Here is a 21,217-nt window from a genome sequence, read left to right as displayed (position 1 = left end):
CCCCCCGTACTGCATTTGCCAACTTTATGCTACATCAGTAACGCCGGATGCGCTGAGCATATCCGGCCTACGGATGTGTATTGTCGGCCCGGCAAGCGTATGCGCCTCCGGGCACTTATTTTAAGACGATTTACGTACGCGCAAATACCATTCGCACAGTAAACGCACCTGTTTACGCGTGTAGCCTTTTTCCATCATCCGGTCGACAAAATCGTCGTGTTTTTTCTGCTCGTCAGTTGAGGTTTTTGCGTTGAACGAAATGACCGGCAGCAGCTCCTCGGTATTGGAGAACATTTTCTTCTCAATGACCGTGCGCAGTTTTTCGTAACTGGTCCAGTTTGGATTGCGACCGCTGTTATTCGCTCTGGCACGCAGAACAAAGTTGACGATCTCGTTACGGAAATCTTTGGGGTTACTGATACCCGCCGGTTTCTCAATTTTCTCCAGTTCTGAGTTCAACGACTCGCGGTCAAACAGCTGACCGGTATCCGGGTCGCGATATTCCTGATCCTGAATCCAGAAATCCGCATAAGTGACATAACGGTCGAAAATGTTTTGTCCATATTCGGAATAGGATTCGAGATAAGCCGTCTGGATCTCTTTGCCAATGAACTCAGCATATTTCGGGATCAGATAGCCTTTCAGGAACTCAAGATAACGTTCTGCCAGATCCTGCGGGAACTGTTCGCGCTCGATTTGCTGCTCCAGTACGTAGAACAGATGCACCGGGTTAGCTGCCACTTCGGCGTGGTCAAAGTTAAACACGCGTGAGAGGATCTTAAACGCGAAACGCGTCGAAAGACCGTTCATTCCCTCATCGACCCCGGCGTAATCCCGATACTCTTGATAGGACTTCGCTTTTGGATCGGTATCTTTCAGGCTTTCCCCATCGTAAACGCGCATCTTCGAGTAAATGCTCGAGTTCTCAGGTTCTTTCAGGCGAGAAAGAATGGTAAAGCGAGAGAGCGTTTCCAGCGTGCCCGGTGCGCAAGGCGCATGGGTCAGCTCACTGTGGTTAAGCAGTTTTTCGTAAATTTTGATCTCTTCGGAGATCCGCAGGCAATAAGGCACTTTGACGATGTAAACACGGTCAAGGAACGCCTCATTGTTTTTATTATTACGGAACGTCACCCATTCGGACTCGTTCGAGTGGGCAAGAATAATTCCGTTAAACGGCAGGGCAGAGATACCTTCTGTCCCGTTGTAGTTTCCTTCCTGGGTTGCGGTCAGCAGAGGATGCAGCACTTTAATCGGTGCTTTAAACATCTCAACGAACTCCATAATCCCCTGGTTTGAGCGGCACAGTGCGCCCGAATAACCGTAGGCATCAGGATCGTTCTGGGCGTGGTGTTCGAGTTTACGAATATCCACTTTCCCGACCAGCGCAGAGATATCCTGGTTGTTTTCATCACCAGGTTCCGTTTTGGCGATAGCGATCTGCTCCAGAATAGACGGCCAGACTTTGACAACGCGGAATTTTGTAATGTCCCCGCCAAAATCATGCAGACGTTTTGCAGCCCAGGGCGACATGATCGTACCGAGATAACGACGCGGGATCCCATACTCTTTTTCCAGGATCTGCGCGTCTTCCTGTGGGTTAAACAGGCATAACGGATGATCGTTTACCGGGCTACGCTCGCCGTTGGCGCTCAGGACATAAATCGGTACTCGCTGCATCAGCGACTTCAGCCGCTCAGCAAGAGATGATTTCCCCCCTCCCACAGGCCCCAGCAGATACAGAATCTGCTTCTTCTCTTCCAGACCCTGAGCCGCATGCTTCAAATAAGAAACAATCTGCTCAATGGCCTCTTCCATGCCATAAAACTCTTCAAAAGCGGGGTATCGTGCGATCACCCGATTCGAAAAGAGTCGAGAAAGACGAGGTTCGTGGGCAGTGTCGACCATGACAGGCTCACCAATAGCCATTAATAGCCGCTCTGCCGCATTGGCATAAGCGCTGCGATCTTGCCGACAAGTGGTAAGAAACTCCTGCAGCGTGAACTCTTCGTCCTTGGCAGCTTCATAACGCTGGCGATAGTGATCGAATATATTCATGGTATGCCGTCCTTTCGTTTTTTTAGCACATGTTAAGAGCCGTTCATATGAATAGTAGAGGCCCCTGAAGAGGTAAACTGAACGACGTCGCTGCTGAAGAAATAAGCAACTCTCATGCCATTGTGGTGGTCAGGAGATCAACGTATTCGGTGATACACCTTCTAAAATTAAGCGTAGATGGCATTTGCAAAACTTGCCTGTGTGCGCAAATGAATTTCAATGGCATATCAATAACTCATCAGCAAAAAAAGCACATCTTTTGTAAATAAATGGGGCAGGATTCATGCAGTGTTCACTGTCCTGCAAGCAAAATGTCATCACTCGCTGAGAAATTAGGGGGTTACATTCTGGGGTGAATCCGTAAAATAGTTGGGCTGAAGCGTATTAACGGTTAAACTTTGACCGCTACACATTTAAATAAGGAATTATTGACTGTGACCAAACTCAAACTTCTGGCACTTAGCGTGCTTATTGCCACTTCCGCTAACGTCGCACAGGCAGAGAGCAACCTGACGCTGGGCGCAGGCGTTGGTGTGGTTGAGCACCCTTACAAAGATTACGACAGTGACGTTTACCCGGTCCCGGTTGTGAGTTATGAAAGCGATAACTTCTGGTTCCGTGGTCTGGGCGGTGGTTACTACCTGTGGAATGACGATATCGATAAGCTGTCGGTGATGGCCTATTGGTCGCCAATGTACTTCAAACCGGGTGACAGCGACGACAACCGTCTGCGTAGTCTGGATAAACGTAAGAGCACCATGATGGCTGGCCTTTCTTACATTCACAACACGCAATACGGTTTCCTGCGTACCAGCCTTGCAGGGGACACGCTGGATAACAGCAATGGTATTGTATGGGATCTGGCGTGGTTATACCGCTATACCAATGGCGGTTTGACGTTGACTCCGGGGATTGGTGTCGAGTGGAACAGTGAAAACCAGAATGAATACTATTATGGTGTTTCACGCCATGAATCTGCCCGTAGCGGCTTGCGTAGCTACGATCCTGAAAGCTCCTGGAACCCGTATCTGGAGCTCAGCGCAAACTATAACTTCCTGGGCAACTGGAGCGTATACGGTACTGCGCGTTATACCCGCCTGTCTGATGAAGTGACAGACAGCCCGATGGTGGACAAATCCTGGACGGGTCTGATTTCAACGGGTGTTACCTACAAGTTCTGATGCCACTGCGTGTCAAACACTAGCCCGCAGAGATGCGGGCTTTTTTGTGCATATCAGAGATGAATATTGATCCAAAACATGTGATTTGATTTTTTGTGCTGTTTTGGCATTACATCGGCCGCAACAAATAGTTAACGTATTTTTCCTGCCGCAATTACCAAAATTAAACCTGTTGTTTGATGAGACTGAAATCTATTCGTTTGTGAATGGAAGAGTATCTGTACAGTTTCACGAATCATTGTTCTGGGAGAGTGATTTCTGGTTATGCAATATATTGATAATATTCTATTTTATAATCACGGTATAACTTCATCGTGAAACTCTCGCCACTAAAAATAGCAAGATAACTATTTTATTATTTTTTATGTAACGATGAAAGTTAACTTTCATTTGAAAAAAAGAAACTCATTAAGTTAATTTTTATTTTACATCTTTTAGGTATTTATCTGAAAAAATTAAAATTGACATTAAATAAACGATTGCAGATATTACTCCAACTTAATAAGTAAAGACAGTAACGCTGCATGGCTCAGATATTAAATGTCATGTGGTTTTCTTGCGAATAAACCTGGTAGAGATAATGAAAAAGTTAATCATGATAGCAGTGATGGGTGGGATTCTGACGGGATGTTCCACCGAGGCTTCACGCATGAGTGCTTGCGAAAGCAAGGGCGTGAGCCGCGATGCCTGCTATATCGCTGAGCAAAACCGTCAGGCGACAATCAATGCCGTAGCTGAAAAACAAGCTATGGAGAACGCGCAAAACGTATATAACTCAAATGATACTAATTCCAGTCATCACCACAAACACAATAATTATTAAGGTGTAACTTATGAAGAAATTAATAATTATCGCTGCACTGGTCGCAACATCTGCTGCTGCACCAGCCTATGCCATCAGCGAGGCTTACCGTCAGCAGTTACAGCATGAACATAAAACGATGGTCAGCGATGCTAATGCTCCGGTGCACGCCAGTAAAATCACACCCGTACATGTGAATAAACTGGGCGTAGACTTTAAACGTGGCGCTGATGGTATTGCTTATATTAATGGCAAAGCTGCGGCAAATGATGAGAACAATGCAGACGCTCAGTCTTATAGCGCGGGCTTGATTTCCGTCATCGTCTATAAAAACGGGAAAATTAACGCGATGAAAGAGGGGAAATATTTAGGTCGCTTAAAATAACCGCAGTGCAGTTTAGATTTTCTGTCATTTGGCCCGGGCGCATTGTTTGTTCCCGGGTTTTTTATTGCCGTTGCCATAGCGGTCAACTTCCAATCTTAGAAGGTGCAATTTGTGCACCCTAACAGGACACATGCCAGTTGTTTTGCTTTACTGTGGTGCATTAACACAGGAGGGTGCGATGACAGCGAAACAGGTGATGTTTACAAAGCAGGTATCGCTGCCTGCTATTGGGCAGGGAACATGGTACATGGGCGAGGATCCTGGCCGACGCCGGGAAGAGGTTTCAGCGCTGCGGGCTGGTCTCGATCTCGGTCTGCGGCTGATCGATACCGCCGAAATGTATGCAGATGGTGCAGCGGAAGAGGTAGTGGGTGAAGCATTAACCGGGCGTCGTGATAGCGCTTTTTTAGTCTCGAAAGTATACCCCTGGAATGCCGGTGGTCAGAAAGCCATTGCCGCCTGTGAAGCGAGCCTGCGTCGACTAAAAACCGATTATCTGGATCTCTATTTGCTCCACTGGACGGGCAGTTTTTCATTTGCTGAGACCGTTGATGCCATGGAAGCACTCATTGCGCAGGGGAAAATCCGCCGCTGGGGCGTCTCTAATCTCGATTACGATGACATGCAGGCGTTATGGCAAGTCACGGGTGGGCGGGAATGTGCCACTAACCAAGTGCTTTATCATTTAGCATCGCGCGGTATTGAATATGATTTACTGCCGTGGTGCCAGCAGCAGCAGATGCCGGTCATGGCTTACAGTCCGTTGGCTCAGGCGGGGCGATTGCGCGGTGACTTGCTTTCTCACTCTGTGGTGAACGACATCGCGCACGCGCACAATGTTAGTGCTGCGCAGATTTTGCTGGCATGGGTGATTCGTCTGCCGGGCGTGATGGCGATTCCAAAAGCGGCAAGCGTAGCGCATGTCGAACAAAATGCCGCCGCGCTGGAGATAACGCTCTCAGTTGATGAGCTGAAGCAGTTAGATAAGGCATATCCAGCGCCAAAGGGTAAAACGGCGCTGGATATGGCCTGATTTGCCGAATGGCGATGCTCACGCTTCTTATCCGGCCAACGCAATGTTTGGTAGGCCGGATAAGGCGCAAGCTCCGTCAGGCTACAGACACAATTTTAGCGTTTAGCAACGCGGATAGTTTGTGCCAGGCGTGATGGTTTTTCTTCGCGGGTTTTCTGCGGCGCGGTCGCGTAAGCCGTCTCTACGCAAACAAACGTTTTATAGCCGTCATCCGGCATGTCGCCCATGCTAACGGACAGCGCCGGACCCGGGTTCCAGCCCACGACATTCAGATGGTGATGATGGACGACGTCGATATTGCGGTTGAGCGCATCATCATGGATAACGCTGCACGCTTGCGGATTCAGATAGACACGATCGGTGCGGTCCGGGAAGGTCTGGATACCATCAGCCAGCACATCTTCTTTAGCATCATTCACTTTGTCGATCAGGCGATCGCCAAGTCCACTGACTTTTACTGCCGCAATGTCACCGACGTTGAAATAGGTATGCAGCGCAGAGGTGGTTTCAAATTCACCGTGGGCTTCCAGTTCCATTTCACAGGTGGCACCTACTTTGAAACGGGCCAGCAGGCAGAACTCGTGCGGCCATAGCTGACGCGTTTCAGCGTTGCTTTGCAATTCAAACGTTAGCGCCACGCCATTGTCGTCTTCGTTGTGCGCTTTCAGCGTCCATGGCAGGTTGCGGGCAAAACCATGAGAAGGCAGGCCCTGCTGAGCAGCCGGACCAAACCACGGCCAGCAAATTGGTACGCCGCCACGCAGCGCTACGCCGGTTTTAAACGGGGTATTGTTACTTAGCCACAGGACTTCCTCTTCGCCGTTGGGTTTCCAGGAAAGAAGATGTGCGCCCTGCAGTGCGAAAGATGCTTTAACCTGTGGATGATCGACCACAAGAATCTCAAGTTCATCAAGCTGGCGGCGGGAGAGGACCGGGGTAATTTGTTCGATTACCGGAAGTGCAAAAATTTTATTAATCATTATGCAATCCTTTTTTTTACCCTAAATAATTCGAGTTGCAGGACGGCGGCAAGTGAACGATCCCGATGAGCTTACAGAAGTAAGTGATTCGGGTGAGAGAGCATTGCCAACACACCGGTAACTTGAAGTATGACGGGTATCTTCAGGCAAAAAAAAGAGCGACCTGAGTCGCTCTTACAGATTACTGTTTCATCTCAACTTATTTGGAGATGTGAGCAATCAGGTCCAGAACTTTGTTGGAGTAGCCGGTTTCGTTGTCGTACCAGGATACCAGTTTCACGAAGTTGTCGTTCAGTGCGATACCAGCTTTAGCATCGAACACGGAAGTGCAAACTTCACCGTTGAAATCGGTAGATACTACGTCGTCTTCGGTGTAACCCAGAACGCCTTTCATCGGGCCTTCGGAAGCAGCTTTGATTGCTTTCTTAATTTCTTCGTAAGAAGCAGCTTTTTCCAGACGAACGGTCAGGTCAACAACAGATACGTTCGGGGTAGGAACGCGGAACGCCATACCAGTCAGTTTGCCGTTCAGTTCTGGCAGTACTTTACCTACAGCTTTAGCAGCACCGGTAGAGGACGGGATGATGTTCTGGGATGCGCCGCGGCCGCCGCGCCAGTCTTTGTGAGACGGGCCATCAACGGTTTTCTGAGTAGCGGTGGTCGCGTGAACAGTAGTCATCAGACCTTCGATGATGCCGAAGTTGTCGTTGATAACTTTAGCCAGCGGAGCCAGGCAGTTAGTGGTGCAGGAAGCGTTAGAAACGATGTCCTGACCTTCGTATTTGTCAAAGTTAGCGCCTTTAACAAACATCGGAGTGTTATCTTTGGACGGACCAGTCAGAACCACTTTTTTCGCGCCAGCAGTGATGTGCTTACGAGCGGTTTCATCTGTCAGGAACAGGCCAGTAGCTTCAGCTACTACGTCAACACCAACTTCGTCCCATTTCAGGTTAGCCGGATCACGTTCAGCGGTAACACGGATTTTTTTACCGTTCACGATCAGATGACCGTCTTTCACTTCAACGGTACCGTTGAAACGGCCGTGAGTGGAGTCATATTTCAGCATGTAAGCCATGTAGTCAGCGTCTAACAGGTCGTTGATTGCAACGATCTCGATGTCAGAGCGTTCTTGAGCAGCACGGAAAACAATGCGACCGATACGGCCAAAACCGTTGATACCTACTTTGATAGTCATATATTCCACCAGCTATTTGTTAGTGAATAAAAGGTTGCCTGTAAAATTACAAAAACCTTACGCAGCGTCAAGCGGAATCGTGTCAATCATTGCGACAAATCAATCTGCTGCTTAAGCTTTGCGCAACTGACTCGCCTCACTCTTCCTTTGGGCTTGAAACCACATGGGGTCGGCGGCCCGAATTTTAAAGGGCAATCAAGATAAAAATGTGATTGTGATCACGAATTGCAGGCTGCCATTTCGCACGGATCAAGTTTAGAACAAAAGTTCGCACTCTGGTGTTAATGTTTTGTTAGAATCTGTCTCGCGATGTGAGTTTAGATAAAGCGAGATGTGAGCAAATGGCTAATCAACCTTCTCCAGAAGAACTAAAAAAAAATTTAACCGAAATGCAGTTCTACGTGACGCAGAATCACGGGACAGAACCACCATTTACCGGGCGTTTGCTGCACAACAAGCGTGACGGCATCTACCACTGTTTGGTCTGCGACAAACCGCTATTTCGTTCCGAGACAAAATATGACTCTGGCTGCGGCTGGCCTAGCTTTTACGAGCCTGTCAGCGCAGAGTCTATCCGTTACATTAAAGATACTTCACACGGTATGCAGCGCATTGAAATCCGCTGTGGTAACTGTGATGCGCATCTGGGGCACGTTTTCCCGGATGGTCCGCAACCTACCGGTGAACGTTACTGCGTTAACTCAGCCTCTTTGAACTTCACCGATGGTGAAAACGGTGAGCAGACCAAAGGCTGAAGAAACGATTCAGCAAATTATTCTACGGAGAGTGGATTTAACATGAATCTTGATGAGATGATCAACAGCATGACGCCGGAAGTTTATCAGCGCTTATCAACTGCCGTTGAACTCGGAAAATGGCCGGATGGCGTGGCGCTAACGGTAGAACAAAAAGAGAACTGCTTACAACTGGTGATGCTGTGGCAGGCGCGAAACAATATTGACGCGCAGCATATGACGATTGATACCAATGGTGAGATGGTGATGAAGAGTAAGCAGCAGTTGAAAGTGGAGTTTGGTATTACGCCCGAACCCATTGCGACGTTTAAATCCTGATTACTCAGGCCCGGCAAACATCTATGTCGGGCCCGCAGTTGAAGTTATTTCTTGTTCATCATCGCCTTCAGATCGGCGAACGGATTATATTTCGCTTCGCCCACCGCTTTCTGCGCATCTTCGCCTGCAACCACCGTTGAACCATACTGGTCCGCTTCCGTATATTTGGAATGTTCGTGATCGTGGCAGTACAGGCACAACATTTCCCAGTTGCTACCATCTTCCGGGTTATTGGAGTGATCGTGATCGATATGGTGTACCGTCAATTCACGCAAATTTGAATACACGAACTCACGGGAACAACGTCCGCAGACCCAGGGGAAGAGTTTAAGCGCCTTTTCCCGGTAACCGACTTCTAGACGGGCGTAATTTTTAGGGATAAAAGCCATAAAGCTCATGCCTCCAGTAGAAAATGAAAAGCTGCGCCAAAAGCTGGCGCAGCAGAATGCGATAATCATAACCTATTGTGTCAGGCGTTGGGATCAGTGTTTGATGCCTAACGAATCGGCTAACTGCTTCGCCAACTGGTTTTGGTCATCCGCACCGTATTCCCAGAACATGGCGCCTCCCAGCCCCTTGCTCTTGATGTAGTCAGCCTTGATCGCTACCGAGCGCGGGTTTTCATAAGAGAGGGCAAAGAGCGCTTTTCCCTCCACAGACTGCACTGACAGCCACGGCACTTTTGCTTCATCATCCCAATGCTGGCTAAAGCGCTTTTGCGGATCGTTGATCAATTTCGCCACAATGTCGTTGTACTTCACATAGGTATCTTTGCTCAGATCGACGCCCAGTGATTTGAACAATTCAATTTGCGCGGGCCCGAAATAGGGCTGGGTAACAGGGTTTTTCTGTGCGTCAGGTTTGCTCCAGTCAATGCCTGGCTCAACAGCGCGTTTCGGTACGCGACCATAAAAGCCAATGCCCAGGTTCATCTGACTCGCTTTTAGACCGGCAGCAAGATAGTTGTTGACCACAAAATCAGCGCTGTACTTATCCGCCGCGGCGACTGTCGGCCATTGTGTCGAATCGTACAGGTTCGAGTTGAAATACTGCGTACCGTAAGCCATGTCATAGGTCATCAGGGTTATGTAGTCGAGCGATGGCGCAATGGCTTTCACATCCACCCAGCTTTTCGGGCTTTCCGCATTTGCGCCCACGGCGATAGTCAGTAGTTTTTTATGCCCCAATGCGGCGCGGAGCTCTTTTAACAGTGCGGTAAAGTTAGCTCGGTCGGCCGGTTGACTTTCGACCAGTCCCCAGGCGCCGTTGACCGGATATTCCCAGTCGAGGTCGATGCCATCAAGGCCATATTTCGCAATTATCTCCTGAGCAGACTGAATAAACACCGCGCGCGATTCTTTCGTTGCCGCCGCGCCTGAGAATCCACGTGCCCCCCAACCACCGACGGAAAGCAATACTTTCAGGTTCGGATTCTGTTTACGCAGCTGTGGAATTTTCAGTAAATCATCCTGCACTTTCGGTGAAAGCCAAATCTGATGCAGCTTACTGGCGTCTTTTAAGGCGTCATTGGTCTCGTCTTTTTCGTTGTTGTAGACAAGGCCAAACGAATAGTTGAGATGGGTTATCTGACGAACATCCAGTTTATTGATGTCGCCACCAGGACCGGCAGTGACGTCGCCGCCACCATTGAAGTAGCCAACTGACATCAGTGAACTGGCGGAAACAACGCTGGCGCAAAGCAGGGGTAATGCTGCCAACAAAGGCAATAGTTTCATCGGTGTTCCTCTTTGACATTTAAACAAGCAAACACGCCACGGAAATGGCGTGGCGAAAAAAACAGCACCTGCAGGTTAACAGTTTCATAACAGGAAAAATGCGAAGGTGTTCACGTCATTTTAACCAAGCGGCTGCTGTGTCTTTGGCTTTCAATTCATTTTGGCACTTATTTGTGATCTAAGTTGTGAAATGCAGATCATAATCTGTGTTTTAAAGATTTTGTGTTGACCTCAAAAATTATATGGATAAGTATGATGCCAGGTGATGCAAAACTAAACACAAAGGAAAATTCAATGAAAGCACTGGCAAGATTTGGCAAGAGCTTTGGCGGCTACAAGATGATTGATGTCCCGGAACCGATATGCGGCCCGGATGACGTAGTGATTGAAATCAAGGCGGCAGCTATCTGCGGCGCGGACATGAAACACTACAATGTCGACAGTGGGTCCGACCAGTTCAATTCGATTCGTGGTCACGAATTTGCCGGCCAAATTGTGCAGGTTGGCGATAAGGTTAAGGACTGGAAAGTCGGTCAGCGAGTGGTTTCTGACAACAGCGGGCACGTCTGCGGCGTTTGTCCGTCTTGCGAACAAGGTGATTTTCTTTGTTGTACAGAAAAGGTGAATTTAGGTCTGGATAACAATACCTGGGGAGGGGGGTTTTCGAAATACTGTCTGGTCCCTGGGGAGATCCTCAAAATTCACCGTCATGCGCTGTGGGAAATCCCAACAGGCGTTGATTATGAAGAGGCGGCTGTACTCGATCCCATCTGCAATGCCTACAAATCTATCGCCCAGCAATCCAAATTTCTTCCGGGTCAGGATGTGGTGGTTTTTGGTACCGGCCCGCTGGGACTTTTTTCGGTACAAATGGCGCGCATTATGGGGGCCGTTAATATCGTGATGGTCGGGCTGGAAGACGATGTCGCGGTACGTTTCCCGATAGCCAAAGAAATGGGGGCCACGGCTGTCGTCAACGGTTCAACCGAAGATGTGGTCGCACGTTGTCAGGAGATCTGCGGGAAAGACAATCTGGGACTGGTCATCGAATGTTCTGGTGCCAATATTGCCCTGAAACAATCTATCGAAATGCTGCGTCCTAACGGTGAAGTCGTCCGCGTGGGGATGGGCTTCAAACCTCTCGATTTTTCTATTAACGACATCACTGCGTGGAATAAAAGCATCATTGGTCATATGGCCTACGATTCCACTTCCTGGCGCAATGCTATTCGCCTGCTCGCTAGCGGTGCGATAAAAGTCAAACCGATGATCACTCACCGTATCGGCTTATCGCAATGGCGAGAAGGTTTTGACGCGATGGTCGATAAGACCGCGATTAAGGTCATCATGACCTACGACTTTGATGAATAACCCCATTTATTAAAGGAAGGTTCCCGGATGGAACAGATAGCAAAACCACACTGCGGCGCGAGGTTGGACAGGCTGCCTGACTGTCGCTGGCATACGTCTATGTTTGCCATGGTTGCCTTCGGATTACTGGTTTGCTGGAGTAATGCCGTCGGCGGATTAATTCTCGCGCAATTAAAAGAACTTGGCTGGACTGATAATTCCACCACCGCCACATTCTCTGCCATTACGACGGCTGGAATGTTTCTCGGTGCGCTTGGTGGGGGAATTATTGGCGATAAGATCGGGCGTAAAAATGCATTTATTCTGTATGAAGCGATTCATATTATTTCTATGATCGTTGGTGCGTTTTCACCCAATATGACCTTCCTGATCGCCTGTCGTTTTGTGATGGGAGTTGGATTAGGCGCGCTGCTGGTCACCTTATTTGCCGGGTTTACCGAATATATGCCTGGCAGAAATCGTGGCACCTGGTCGAGTCGGGTCTCGTTTATCGGCAACTGGTCTTATCCGCTCTGTTCACTGATCGCGATGGGGCTGACGCCACTTATCAGCGCGGAATGGAACTGGCGCGTACAGCTGTTGATTCCTGCGGTGCTGTCGCTCATAGCAACTGTTATTGCCTGGCGCAGTTTCCCTGAGTCGCCTCGCTGGCTGGAGTCTCGCGGGCGCTACCAGGAAGCCGAAAAGGTGATGCGGGCAATTGAAGAAGGTGTCATTCGACAGACCGGTAAGCCTCTTCCGCCAGTCGTGATAAAGGATGATGGCAAACAACCTCGTTCTGTACCGTACTCCGCTTTATTAACAGGTGTATTGCTGAAGCGGGTTATTTTGGGTTCTTTTGTTTTGATTGCCATGAACGTCGTTCAGTACACCTTAATTAACTGGCTACCGACAATATTTATGACCCAGGGTATTAATCTGAAAGACTCCATTGTCTTAAATACCATGAGCATGTTCGGTGCGCCATTTGGGATTTTTATCGCCATGCTGGTAATGGATAAAATTCCGAGAAAAACAATGGGGGTGGGGTTATTAGTGTTAATTGCTGTTCTGGGTTATATCTATTCGCTGCAAACCAGTATGCTGCTAATTACATTAATCGGTTTTTTCCTGATTACTTTTGTTTATATGTATGTTTGTTATGCCTCCGCTGTATACGTTCCGGAAATATGGCCGACCGAAGCGAAACTTCGCGGTTCGGGACTGGCCAACGCTGTCGGGCGTGTCAGTGGTATCGCCGCACCTTATGCAGTCGCAGTATTACTTAATGGTTACGGCGTGACAGGGGTGTTTGTACTGCTAGGTGCGGTCTCCATTATTGTCGCCATTGCCATTGCTACCATCGGAATTGAAACCAAAGGCGTCTCTGTCGAAAGTCTCGGGATTGATGCAGTTACCAGCAAATAATATTGACGGGAAATAAAATGAAAAACTCGAAAGCGATATTAAAAACGCCGGGCACGATGAAAATCATCGCCGCCGATATTCCGGTGCCCAATGAGCATGAAGTGCTGATCAAAGTTGAATACGTTGGTATTTGCGGTTCAGATGTTCACGGTTTTGAATCAGGTCCTTTTATTCCGCCGAAAGATCCTAATCAGGAAATTGGTTTGGGGCATGAATGCGCCGGTACGGTGGTGGCGGTAGGGAACCGTGTAACCAAATTTAAACCGGGTGATCGGGTGAATATTGAACCCGGTGTACCGTGCGGTCACTGCCGCTACTGCCTGGAAGGGAAATATAATATCTGCCCGGACGTCGATTTTATGGCTACGCAGCCCAACTACCGCGGCGCGCTAACCCACTATCTGTGTCATCCGGAGAGTTTCACTTACAAATTGCCCGATAACATGGACACCCTGGAAGGTGCGCTGGTGGAGCCAGCGGCGGTGGGTATGCATGCTGCAATGCTGGCAGACGTTAAACCGGGTAAGAAAATCGTCATTCTTGGGGCGGGGTGTATTGGTTTAATGACTTTGCAGGCGTGTAAATGTTTGGGCGCAACCGAGATCGCGGTGGTTGATGTGCTGGAAAAACGTCTGGCGATGGCTGAACAACTCGGGGCGACAACCGTTATAAACGGTGCAAAAGAGGACACCATTGTCCGCTGCCAGCAGTTCTCTGGCGATATGGGCGCGGACATTGTTTTCGAAACTGCCGGTTCAGCCATAACCGTTAAGCAGGCGCCGTATCTGGTGATGCGCGGCGGGAAAATCATGATCGTTGGTACAGTACCTGGTGATTCCGCAATTAATTTTCTCAAAATTAACCGTGAAGTGTCTATTCAGACCGTTTTCCGTTACGCCAACCGCTATCCGGTTACTATTGAAGCCATATCCTCCGGTCGGTTCGATGTGAAATCGATGGTGACGCATATTTACGATTATGCAGATGTTCAGCGCGCGTTTGATGAATCCGTTAATAACAAAAGCGAAATTATTAAAGGCGTAATTAAAGTAAATCATTAATTTATCGAAAAGGGAGAAATAACTATGCTGGCAGATATTAAATATTGGGAAAATGATGCCCAAAATAAACATTATGCGATTGCTCACTTTAACGTGTGGAATGCGGAAATGCTAATGGGGGTGATTGATGCGGCGGAAGAATCGAAATCGCCGGTGATTATCTCTTTCGGTACTGGTTTTGTGGGTAATACCTCGTTCGAAGATTTTTCGCACATGATGGTTTCAATGGCTAAAAAGGCCTCGGTTCCAGTTATTACCCACTGGGATCACGGACGTAGCATGGAGATTATCCATAACGCCTGGACTCATGGTATGAATTCGCTGATGCGTGATGCCTCTGCCTTTGATTTCGAAGAGAATATTCGTCTGACAAAAGAGGCCGTGGATTTTTTCCATCCGCTGGGTGTGCCGGTCGAAGCTGAGCTGGGCCATGTGGGCAATGAAACGGTGTACGAAGAAGCGCTGGCGGGTTATCACTATACCGATCCGAACCAGGCGGCGGAATTTGTCGAGCGTACCGGCTGCGATTCTCTGGCGGTGGCGATTGGTAACCAGCACGGCGTCTATACCTCAGAGCCGAAACTGAATTTCGACGTGGTTAAACGCGTGCGGGAAGCCGTATCCGTGCCACTGGTGTTGCATGGTGCGTCGGGTATCAGCGATGCGGATATCAAAAAAGCCATTTCATTAGGTATCTCTAAAATCAACATTCATACCGAACTGTGCCAGGCTGCAATGGTGGCAGTGCAGGAGAACCAGAATCAGCCCTTCCTGCACGTTGAACGTGAAGTTCGCAAAGCGGTAAAAGAGCGCGCGCTGGAGAAAATTAAATTGTTTGGTTCTGACGGTAAAGCGGAATGACAACATGGATAATATCGAGGTTATTTGTATAGGGGCAGCTATTGTTGATATTCCCTTACAGCCGGTGAGTAAAAATATTTTTGATGTTGATTCTTATCCGTTAGAAAGAATAGCGATGACAACCGGCGGCGACGCAATTAATGAAGCGACTATTATTTCTCGTCTCGGCCATCGTACAGCGTTAATGAGCCGGGTAGGTGCTGATGCAGCAGGTCATTTTATTCTCGACCACTGTCGTCGGGAGAATATAGATATTCAGAGCCTGAAGCAGGATGCCGCAATTGATACCTCTATTAACGTGGGATTAGTCACCGCCGATGGCGAGCGTACTTTCGTGACTAACCGTAACGGCAGCCTGTGGAAGCTGAATATCAGCGATGTTGATTTTGACCGCTTCTCTCAAGCAAAGCTGCTGTCGCTGGCGAGTATTTTTAATAGTCCGTTACTGGATAGCGATGCACTGACGGCAATTTTCGCTCAGGCGAAAGCGCATCGGTTAATTATCTGTGCGGATATGATCAAACCGCGGCTTAATGAAACACTGAAAGATATTCGACAGGCATTGAGCTACGTGGATTATCTGTTTCCTAATTTTGAGGAGGCCAAACTGCTCACCGGGAAAGAGACGCTGGATGACATTGCCGACAGTTTCCTGAACTGCGGCGTGAAAACAGTCGTGATTAAGACCGGCAAGAGAGGCTGCTTTATCAAACGTGTCGATATGAAAATCGAGGTTCCAGCCGTTTCGGGAATTACCGCCATCGACACTATCGGCGCGGGAGACAATTTTGCCTCGGGATTTATTTCCGCGCTGCTTGAAGGCAAAACACTGCGTGAGTGCGCGCTGTTTGCTAATGCAACGGCGGCCATATCGGTTTTGAGCGTAGGGGCCACGACGGGTGTGAAGAACAGAAAGCTGGTTGAACAACTTCTCGATGAATATGAAGGATAATAGCGGCAGATGAAAATGATTCCTTTAGGCAGTACGGATATTACGCTTTCCCGCATGGGATTAGGCACATGGGCGATTGGCGGCGGTCCGGCGTGGAACGGCGATCTCGATCTGCAGGTCTGTATTGATACCATTGTTGAGGCGCATCGCTGCGGTATTAATTTGATTGATACCGCGCCAGGTTACAACTTCGGCAATAGTGAAGTGATTGTCGGGCAGGCGCTGAAAAAACTGCCGCGTAACGATATCGTTGTTGAAACCAAATGCGGCATCGTCTGGGAGCGAACAGGAAGTTTGTTTAACAAAGTGGGCGACCGGCAGTTGTATAAAAATCTCACACCCGAGTCGATTCGCGAAGAGGTGGATGCCAGTCTGCAAAGACTGGGTATTGAGAGCATTGATATCTACATGACCCACTGGCAGTCGGTCGAACCCTGTTTTACGCCGATTGCGGAAACCGTCGATACACTAAACGCACTCAAGAAAGAGGGGAAAATTCGTTCTATCGGTGCGGCTAACGTCGATGCGGAACATATCAGGGAGTATCTCAAACACGGTGAGCTGGATATCATCCAGGCCAAGTACAGCATCCTTGACCGGGCACTGGAAGCTGAACTGCTGCCGTTATGTCAGCAGCATGGCATCGTGGTGCAGGTATATTCACCGCTTGAGCAGGGTCTACTGACCGGAACTATTGATCGCGATTATGTCCCTGGCGGGGCGCGGGCCAACAAAGTCTGGTTCCAACGAGACAATATGCTACGGGTGATTGACATGCTTGAGCAATGGCGGCCGTTGTGCGAAAAATACCGCTGCACAATCCCCGCGCTGGCACTGGCGTGGATTTTAAAGCAAAGCGATTTAATCACCTTGCTGAGCGGCGCAACCGCACCTGAACAGGTCCGTGATAATGTTCAGGCGTTAACGATTCCCCTGACCGATGATGATTCTTTATTGATGAGGCGAATGGCTGAGGCGTTGGATACAAAATAAGCCAAATGGGGTTCACCTCTGTTTCTGCGTAAAATAGCACTAAAATCTGTGATTCAGACATGTTATTTTGAAAATAAACATGGCCTGTGAGATACTTGGGTCTTATTATTACTTTGCAGCAAACAGAGGTGTCATCGTGGCGGCAAAAGACAGGATTCAGGCCATTAAGCAAATGGTGGTGAATGATAAGAAAGTAGCGGTATCTAATTTAAGTTCGATCTTTCAGGTGACTGAAGAAACGATTCGCCGCGATCTGGAAAAACTGGAAGATGAAGGGTTTTTGACCCGAACATATGGCGGTGCTGTACTCAATACAACCGCGTTGTCCGACAATATCCATTTTTATAAGCGTGCAAAATCTTTTTTTGAAGAAAAGCAGATCATTGCCCGTAATGCATTACCGTTCATTAAAAATAAGACCACCATGGCTGCCGACGCCAGCAGTACCGCGATGGAATTATTGAAACTGTTGAAGGAAAGAAACGATCTGACGCTACTGACCAACTCGGCTGAAGCTTTTCATGAACTTGCACAGTCAGAAATTAACGTTGTTTCTACTGGCGGTGAATTAAATAAGAATACGCTGTCGCTTCAGGGAAGGATCACCAAGGAGATTATCAGCCGCTATCATGTTGATATCCTGGTAATGAGCTGCAAAGGTCTGGATATGCAGAGCGGAGCGCTTGACTCTAACGAAGCGGAAGCGGAAATCAAAAAGACGATGATCCGCCAGGCGACCGAGGTGGCTCTGTTGGTTGATCATTCGAAGTTCGATCGTAAAGCGTTCGTCCAGCTCGTGGACTTTAGCCATATTAATTACCTAATAACCAATAAGGCACCGGGTGCAGAGTGGATTGCATTTTGCAAAGAAAATAATATTCAACTCGTATATTAATTTTAACGTGGGTCGTATCGATATTATTTTAGTTTGCACCTGGAAAATGCCAGAAGAATCTAATGATGATGGATGGCGCGGTGAGATTTTTTCTGCCGCGATCGCCATACTTTCTATTTAGCTTAATTTGAGGCATCCAGATGGAACAATGTGACCCTATCGGTGCAAGATTAGATCGCTTACCTTTATCTCGATTTCATTTTCGTATTTTCGGCATTATCAGTTTTAGTTTATTAGTCACCGGTTTTCTCAGCTATTCCGGGAATGTGGTGTTGGCAAAATTAGTCAGTACCGGTTGGTCAAATAATTACCTCAACGCCGCGTTTACCTCGGCTCTGATGTTTGGCTATTTTATTGGCTCACTAACCGGTGGCTTTATTGGTGATTATCTTGGTCGACGCAAAGCGTTCCGCTTCAATTTGCTGATCGTCGGGGTCTCTGCCTGTGCGGCAACGTTTGTGCCTAACATGTATTGGCTTATCTTTTTCCGCTTCCTAATGGGGAGCGGAATGGGAGCGCTGATTATGGTGGGCTATGCCTCATTTACTGAATTTATTCCGCCCGGGGTGCGTGGGAAGTGGTCTGCTCGCCTGTCGTTTGTCGGCAACTGGTCGCCGATGCTTTCAGCGGCGATTGGCGTTGTGATTATCGCCTTTCTAAGCTGGCGGATGATGTTTTTACTCGGTGGCATGGCGATGCTCTTAGCATGGTATCTGTCGGGAAAGTATTATATTGAATCTCCTCGTTGGCTGGCTGGCAAAGGAAAGAGAAACGAAGCTGAAAAACATCTTCTACAGGTGGAACTGCAAATTCAGAAAGAAAAAAACATCACTTTACCTCCCTGCCATAGCGATTGCCTGACTGCGGATATAAGCACGGAAAGTGATTCATTTTGGCTCTTGTTCAAAGGGCCGATGTTGCGTTGTACGCTGGTGGCAATCACCGTGCTTATCGCGATGAATATTTCGCTCTATACCATTACGGTATGGATCCCGACGATTTTTGTTAATTCGGGAATCGATGTGACGAAATCTATTTTTATGACCGCGATAATTATGATTGGCGCACCCGTTGGGATATTTATTGCCACACTGATTATTGATCGTTTTCCACGTCGATTGTTTGGTTCATTCTTGTTGGTTATTATCGCGCTGCTCGGATATTTCTATTCGATTCAAACCGAAGAGTGGGCTATTTTGAGCTACGGGCTGGTGATGATCTTTTTTTTGTATATGTACGTGTGCTTTGCCTCTGCGGTATATGTCCCCGAACTGTGGCCCACACACCTTAGATTGCGGGGATCGGGCTTTGTGAATGCCGTGGGAAGAATTGTCGCAGTATTTACGCCCTATGGCGTCGCTATCTTGTTGACCCGCTACGGCTCGATTACGGTCTTTATCGTGCTAGGCATAATGCTGGTGCTGTGCGCGCTGATTCTTTTTTGCTTTGGCATCGAAACACGCAAAGTTTCGCTGGAAGAGATTTCGACACTGGCTTGAGATAACGTGCCGACAGGGGGGATCCTGTCGACATCAATTAGCGATGGGTTTCCAGCCAGTCATCAAGCGTATACAGCGTTGCGCCCGCTGCGGCCATTTCCATAAACGCCTCTGCACTGTCCTGGGGTTGAATATTGACGCCACGGCAGCCGTCGGTAATAACGCTGACGGTATAACCAAGATCGAGCGCATCCAGAACGGTGAATTTAACGCAATAGTCGCTAGCCAGACCCATGATAATAAGCTCAGCAATACGGTGTTCGAGCAGCCAGGCGTTCAGCGCGGTTGCCTGACGACGACCGTTATCAAAAAACGCACTGTAACTGTCGACCAGCAGGTTCTCGCCCTTGGTGAAGGTTTTCGCTATCGCACGCTGGTTCAGCAGCGGATGCAGGGCCGCTCCTTCGCTGTTTTGCACGCAATGATCGGGCCAGAACGTTTGCGCCAGACCATCCAGTTGTCCCTGACTGTAGGGGGCGACCTGATGCTGGCTGGCAAAACTACCGTGATTAGCCGGATGCCAGTCCAGACTGGCAACAACCGTGTCGCCGCGTAGGGCGCACCAGTCAATCAGACGGTTGGCAATCTCGATTGTGCTGTCGCCTTGCGGAACAGCGAGAGCGCCGCCGGCACAAAAGTCATTTTGTAAATCGACCAACAGTAAGGCTCGGGCCATGGGCATAGACTCCTTTATTCGTCCGGGGTGAGCTCGCCGCGCAGATTTTGCGTCATAGCTTCACGAATGCTCTGCACATCCAGTCCCTGACTGAGTAAATAGTGCAATTTGGTGAGCGTGGCTTCGACGGTCATATCCGCGCCGCCAATCACGCCAGCGTGGGCGAGGGCATTACCCGTCGCATAGCCACCCATGTTTACCTTGCCGGACATACACTGGGTCAGGTTCACCACAACAATGCCACGTGAGCTCGCATCTTCAAGTTCTTGCAGAAACTCTTTATTTTGCGGTGCATTGCCCACGCCGTAGGAGCGCAAAATTAACGCTTTTACCGGCTGGCGCAGGAAGTTACGCACCACATCAGCGGAGATACCTGGGTAAATGGTGACTACGCCAATCGGTTGTGGAGTAATAGGATGAACAATCAGTTCACCTGCGCCGTGCGGTGCTGGCGGTGTTCCCAGTCGACGGATGTGGATCCCGGCTTCCAGTAGCGGCGCAAGGTTGGGTGAGGCAAAGGCGTCAAAGCCATCGGCGTGCGCTTTAGTGGTACGGTTGCCGCGAAACAGTCGATTGTTGAAAAACAGGGTTACTTCATTGATCGGGTAATTTGCCGCAACGTACAGCGCATTGAGCAGATTGATTTGCCCGTCTGAACGTAGCTCTGCCAGCGGAATTTGTGACCCTGTCACAATGACCGGTTTACCCAGATTCTCCAACATAAAAGAGAGCGCCGAAGCCGTAAACGCCATGGTGTCGGTGCCGTGCAGAATGACAAAACCATCGTAATCGTCGTAGTGCGCTTTAATGTCTTCCGCAATATGCTGCCAGTCTTCCGGCGTCATGTCGGAGGAATCCATCAACGGGACGTATTCGTGGATGGTGAAGTCTGGCATCTCCGGGCGGTGGAATTCAGGCATCAATGCCAGTTGACGCTGGAGATGACCAGAAACAGGAATATAACCCTGTTCTGAGCGCTGCATACCAATGGTACCGCCGGTATAGGCAACGTAAATCGATTTCTTTTGCATGACTTTTCTTCTGTCTCAATGAAAACCCCTC

Annotated in this window: 21 protein-coding genes; 14 read left to right on the top strand and 7 right to left on the bottom strand. The window is 48.7% G+C overall.

What is annotated here, in order from left to right; all coding sequences use genetic code 11:
- Window positions 1–120 precede the first annotated feature (120 nt).
- Entirely contained in the window at window positions 121–2,055 is a 1,935-nt protein-coding gene (gene yeaG / locus GFC06_RS17580) for a protein kinase YeaG (RefSeq protein WP_047498919.1), read from the bottom strand.
- 434 nt (window positions 2,056–2,489) lie between these two features.
- Here yeaG and GFC06_RS17575 point away from each other — a divergent pair, with 434 nt between their 5' ends.
- The 4 genes from GFC06_RS17575 (at window position 2,490) to GFC06_RS17560 (ending at window position 5,456) form a co-directional block, all read left to right on the top strand.
- The gene (locus tag GFC06_RS17575; RefSeq protein WP_047498918.1) at window positions 2,490–3,236 is read left to right on the top strand and encodes a MipA/OmpV family protein; all 747 of its coding nucleotides are present in this window, start codon (window positions 2,490–2,492) and stop codon (window positions 3,234–3,236) included.
- Between the two features lie 580 nt (window positions 3,237–3,816).
- Window positions 3,817–4,059, top strand: a complete 243-nt coding sequence (locus GFC06_RS17570; protein ID WP_019076610.1) for a hypothetical protein — start codon at window positions 3,817–3,819, stop codon at window positions 4,057–4,059.
- A gap of 10 nt (window positions 4,060–4,069) precedes the next feature.
- On the top strand, window positions 4,070–4,423 hold the full coding sequence (locus GFC06_RS17565) for a hypothetical protein (protein ID WP_016156306.1): 354 nt from the start codon (window positions 4,070–4,072) through the stop codon (window positions 4,421–4,423).
- 178 nt (window positions 4,424–4,601) lie between these two features.
- On the top strand, window positions 4,602–5,456 hold the full coding sequence (locus GFC06_RS17560) for an aldo/keto reductase (protein WP_047498916.1): 855 nt from the start codon (window positions 4,602–4,604) through the stop codon (window positions 5,454–5,456).
- Between the two features lie 95 nt (window positions 5,457–5,551).
- Here GFC06_RS17560 and GFC06_RS17555 read toward each other — a convergent pair whose 3' ends face one another.
- Both GFC06_RS17555 and gapA read right to left on the bottom strand, forming a co-directional pair.
- Window positions 5,552–6,436 carry a D-hexose-6-phosphate mutarotase gene (locus tag GFC06_RS17555; RefSeq protein ID WP_131348412.1) on the bottom strand — a complete coding sequence of 295 codons (885 nt, stop codon included), beginning with the start codon at window positions 6,434–6,436 and terminating at the stop codon, window positions 5,552–5,554.
- A gap of 199 nt (window positions 6,437–6,635) precedes the next feature.
- A complete protein-coding gene (gapA, locus tag GFC06_RS17550; protein WP_003030697.1) occupies window positions 6,636–7,631 on the bottom strand; it encodes a glyceraldehyde-3-phosphate dehydrogenase in 996 nt (331 codons plus the stop codon).
- A 341-nt stretch (window positions 7,632–7,972) separates the two neighbouring features.
- On the opposite strand from gapA, the gene msrB reads away from it, so the two are divergent.
- Window positions 7,973–8,386 carry a peptide-methionine (R)-S-oxide reductase MsrB gene (gene msrB, locus GFC06_RS17545; protein WP_049282061.1) on the top strand — a complete coding sequence of 138 codons (414 nt, stop codon included), beginning with the start codon at window positions 7,973–7,975 and terminating at the stop codon, window positions 8,384–8,386.
- A 42-nt stretch (window positions 8,387–8,428) separates the two neighbouring features.
- Window positions 8,429–8,704 (top strand): YeaC family protein, encoded by a 276-nt coding sequence (locus GFC06_RS17540; RefSeq protein WP_047498910.1) that lies wholly within the window; start codon window positions 8,429–8,431, stop codon window positions 8,702–8,704.
- Between the two features lie 44 nt (window positions 8,705–8,748).
- Here the strand turns inward: GFC06_RS17540 and yajD are convergent, their stop codons facing one another.
- On the bottom strand, window positions 8,749–9,093 hold the full coding sequence (gene yajD / locus GFC06_RS17535) for an HNH nuclease YajD (RefSeq protein ID WP_003832478.1): 345 nt from the start codon (window positions 9,091–9,093) through the stop codon (window positions 8,749–8,751).
- A 93-nt stretch (window positions 9,094–9,186) separates the two neighbouring features.
- Complete coding sequence (locus GFC06_RS17530) at window positions 9,187–10,440, bottom strand: glycoside hydrolase family 18 protein (protein WP_153690438.1); 1,254 nt, start codon at window positions 10,438–10,440, stop codon at window positions 9,187–9,189.
- Window positions 10,441–10,734: 294 nt separating this feature from the next.
- Between GFC06_RS17530 and GFC06_RS17525 the strand changes: the two genes are divergently transcribed.
- From GFC06_RS17525 to GFC06_RS17490, 8 genes are all read left to right on the top strand, one after another.
- Window positions 10,735–11,811: a zinc-binding dehydrogenase gene (locus GFC06_RS17525; RefSeq protein WP_016152819.1), complete on the top strand. Its 1,077-nt coding sequence runs from the start codon at window positions 10,735–10,737 to the stop codon at window positions 11,809–11,811.
- Window positions 11,812–11,838: 27 nt separating this feature from the next.
- Complete coding sequence (locus tag GFC06_RS17520; protein ID WP_047498907.1) at window positions 11,839–13,218, top strand: MFS transporter; 1,380 nt, start codon at window positions 11,839–11,841, stop codon at window positions 13,216–13,218.
- 17 nt (window positions 13,219–13,235) lie between these two features.
- A complete protein-coding gene (locus GFC06_RS17515; RefSeq protein ID WP_047498905.1) occupies window positions 13,236–14,279 on the top strand; it encodes an NAD(P)-dependent alcohol dehydrogenase in 1,044 nt (347 codons plus the stop codon).
- Between the two features lie 24 nt (window positions 14,280–14,303).
- Window positions 14,304–15,140, top strand: a complete 837-nt coding sequence (locus tag GFC06_RS17510) for a ketose-bisphosphate aldolase (protein ID WP_016152822.1) — start codon at window positions 14,304–14,306, stop codon at window positions 15,138–15,140.
- A 4-nt stretch (window positions 15,141–15,144) separates the two neighbouring features.
- Window positions 15,145–16,092 carry a carbohydrate kinase family protein gene (locus GFC06_RS17505; RefSeq protein WP_047358601.1) on the top strand — a complete coding sequence of 316 codons (948 nt, stop codon included), beginning with the start codon at window positions 15,145–15,147 and terminating at the stop codon, window positions 16,090–16,092.
- A gap of 9 nt (window positions 16,093–16,101) precedes the next feature.
- Window positions 16,102–17,085, top strand: coding sequence for an NADH-dependent methylglyoxal reductase (gene ydjG / locus GFC06_RS17500; RefSeq protein ID WP_016152824.1), 984 nt, complete (start codon window positions 16,102–16,104; stop codon window positions 17,083–17,085).
- 136 nt (window positions 17,086–17,221) lie between these two features.
- Window positions 17,222–17,980 (top strand): DeoR/GlpR family DNA-binding transcription regulator, encoded by a 759-nt coding sequence (locus GFC06_RS17495; protein ID WP_016152825.1) that lies wholly within the window; start codon window positions 17,222–17,224, stop codon window positions 17,978–17,980.
- Window positions 17,981–18,120: 140 nt separating this feature from the next.
- The gene (locus GFC06_RS17490; protein WP_047498903.1) at window positions 18,121–19,479 is read left to right on the top strand and encodes an MFS transporter; all 1,359 of its coding nucleotides are present in this window, start codon (window positions 18,121–18,123) and stop codon (window positions 19,477–19,479) included.
- 37 nt (window positions 19,480–19,516) lie between these two features.
- Here GFC06_RS17490 and pncA read toward each other — a convergent pair whose 3' ends face one another.
- Complete coding sequence (gene pncA / locus GFC06_RS17485) at window positions 19,517–20,155, bottom strand: bifunctional nicotinamidase/pyrazinamidase (RefSeq protein ID WP_047498901.1); 639 nt, start codon at window positions 20,153–20,155, stop codon at window positions 19,517–19,519.
- 14 nt (window positions 20,156–20,169) lie between these two features.
- Window positions 20,170–21,186, bottom strand: a complete 1,017-nt coding sequence (ansA, locus tag GFC06_RS17480; RefSeq protein WP_016156311.1) for an asparaginase — start codon at window positions 21,184–21,186, stop codon at window positions 20,170–20,172.
- Between the last annotated feature and the right edge of the window lie 31 nt (window positions 21,187–21,217).

This window comes from Citrobacter braakii, assembly GCF_009648935.1.
Lineage (GTDB): Bacteria > Pseudomonadota > Gammaproteobacteria > Enterobacterales > Enterobacteriaceae > Citrobacter > Citrobacter braakii.
This window is presented reverse-complemented; position numbering and strand designations above follow the sequence as displayed.

Excerpts from the sequence above, each read along its gene's own strand:
- GFC06_RS17520 (WP_047498907.1), top strand. The coding sequence starts at position 11,839 with ATGGAACAGATAGCAAAACCACACTGCGGCGCGAGGTTGGACAGGCTG.
- GFC06_RS17515 (WP_047498905.1), top strand. The coding sequence starts at position 13,236 with ATGAAAAACTCGAAAGCGATATTAAAAACGCCGGGCACGATGAAAATC.
- yeaG (WP_047498919.1), bottom strand. The coding sequence starts at position 2,055 with ATGAATATATTCGATCACTATCGCCAGCGTTATGAAGCTGCCAAGGAC.
- GFC06_RS17565 (WP_016156306.1), top strand. The coding sequence starts at position 4,070 with ATGAAGAAATTAATAATTATCGCTGCACTGGTCGCAACATCTGCTGCT.
- ansA (WP_016156311.1), bottom strand. The coding sequence starts at position 21,186 with ATGCAAAAGAAATCGATTTACGTTGCCTATACCGGCGGTACCATTGGT.
- msrB (WP_049282061.1), top strand. The coding sequence starts at position 7,973 with ATGGCTAATCAACCTTCTCCAGAAGAACTAAAAAAAAATTTAACCGAA.
- GFC06_RS17510 (WP_016152822.1), top strand. The coding sequence starts at position 14,304 with ATGCTGGCAGATATTAAATATTGGGAAAATGATGCCCAAAATAAACAT.
- GFC06_RS17530 (WP_153690438.1), bottom strand. The coding sequence starts at position 10,440 with ATGAAACTATTGCCTTTGTTGGCAGCATTACCCCTGCTTTGCGCCAGC.
- GFC06_RS17560 (WP_047498916.1), top strand. The coding sequence starts at position 4,602 with ATGACAGCGAAACAGGTGATGTTTACAAAGCAGGTATCGCTGCCTGCT.
- yajD (WP_003832478.1), bottom strand. The coding sequence starts at position 9,093 with ATGGCTTTTATCCCTAAAAATTACGCCCGTCTAGAAGTCGGTTACCGG.
- GFC06_RS17505 (WP_047358601.1), top strand. The coding sequence starts at position 15,145 with ATGGATAATATCGAGGTTATTTGTATAGGGGCAGCTATTGTTGATATT.
- ydjG (WP_016152824.1), top strand. The coding sequence starts at position 16,102 with ATGAAAATGATTCCTTTAGGCAGTACGGATATTACGCTTTCCCGCATG.
- GFC06_RS17540 (WP_047498910.1), top strand. The coding sequence starts at position 8,429 with ATGAATCTTGATGAGATGATCAACAGCATGACGCCGGAAGTTTATCAG.
- GFC06_RS17570 (WP_019076610.1), top strand. The coding sequence starts at position 3,817 with ATGAAAAAGTTAATCATGATAGCAGTGATGGGTGGGATTCTGACGGGA.
- GFC06_RS17555 (WP_131348412.1), bottom strand. The coding sequence starts at position 6,436 with ATGATTAATAAAATTTTTGCACTTCCGGTAATCGAACAAATTACCCCG.
- GFC06_RS17525 (WP_016152819.1), top strand. The coding sequence starts at position 10,735 with ATGAAAGCACTGGCAAGATTTGGCAAGAGCTTTGGCGGCTACAAGATG.
- pncA (WP_047498901.1), bottom strand. The coding sequence starts at position 20,155 with ATGGCCCGAGCCTTACTGTTGGTCGATTTACAAAATGACTTTTGTGCC.
- GFC06_RS17490 (WP_047498903.1), top strand. The coding sequence starts at position 18,121 with ATGGAACAATGTGACCCTATCGGTGCAAGATTAGATCGCTTACCTTTA.
- gapA (WP_003030697.1), bottom strand. The coding sequence starts at position 7,631 with ATGACTATCAAAGTAGGTATCAACGGTTTTGGCCGTATCGGTCGCATT.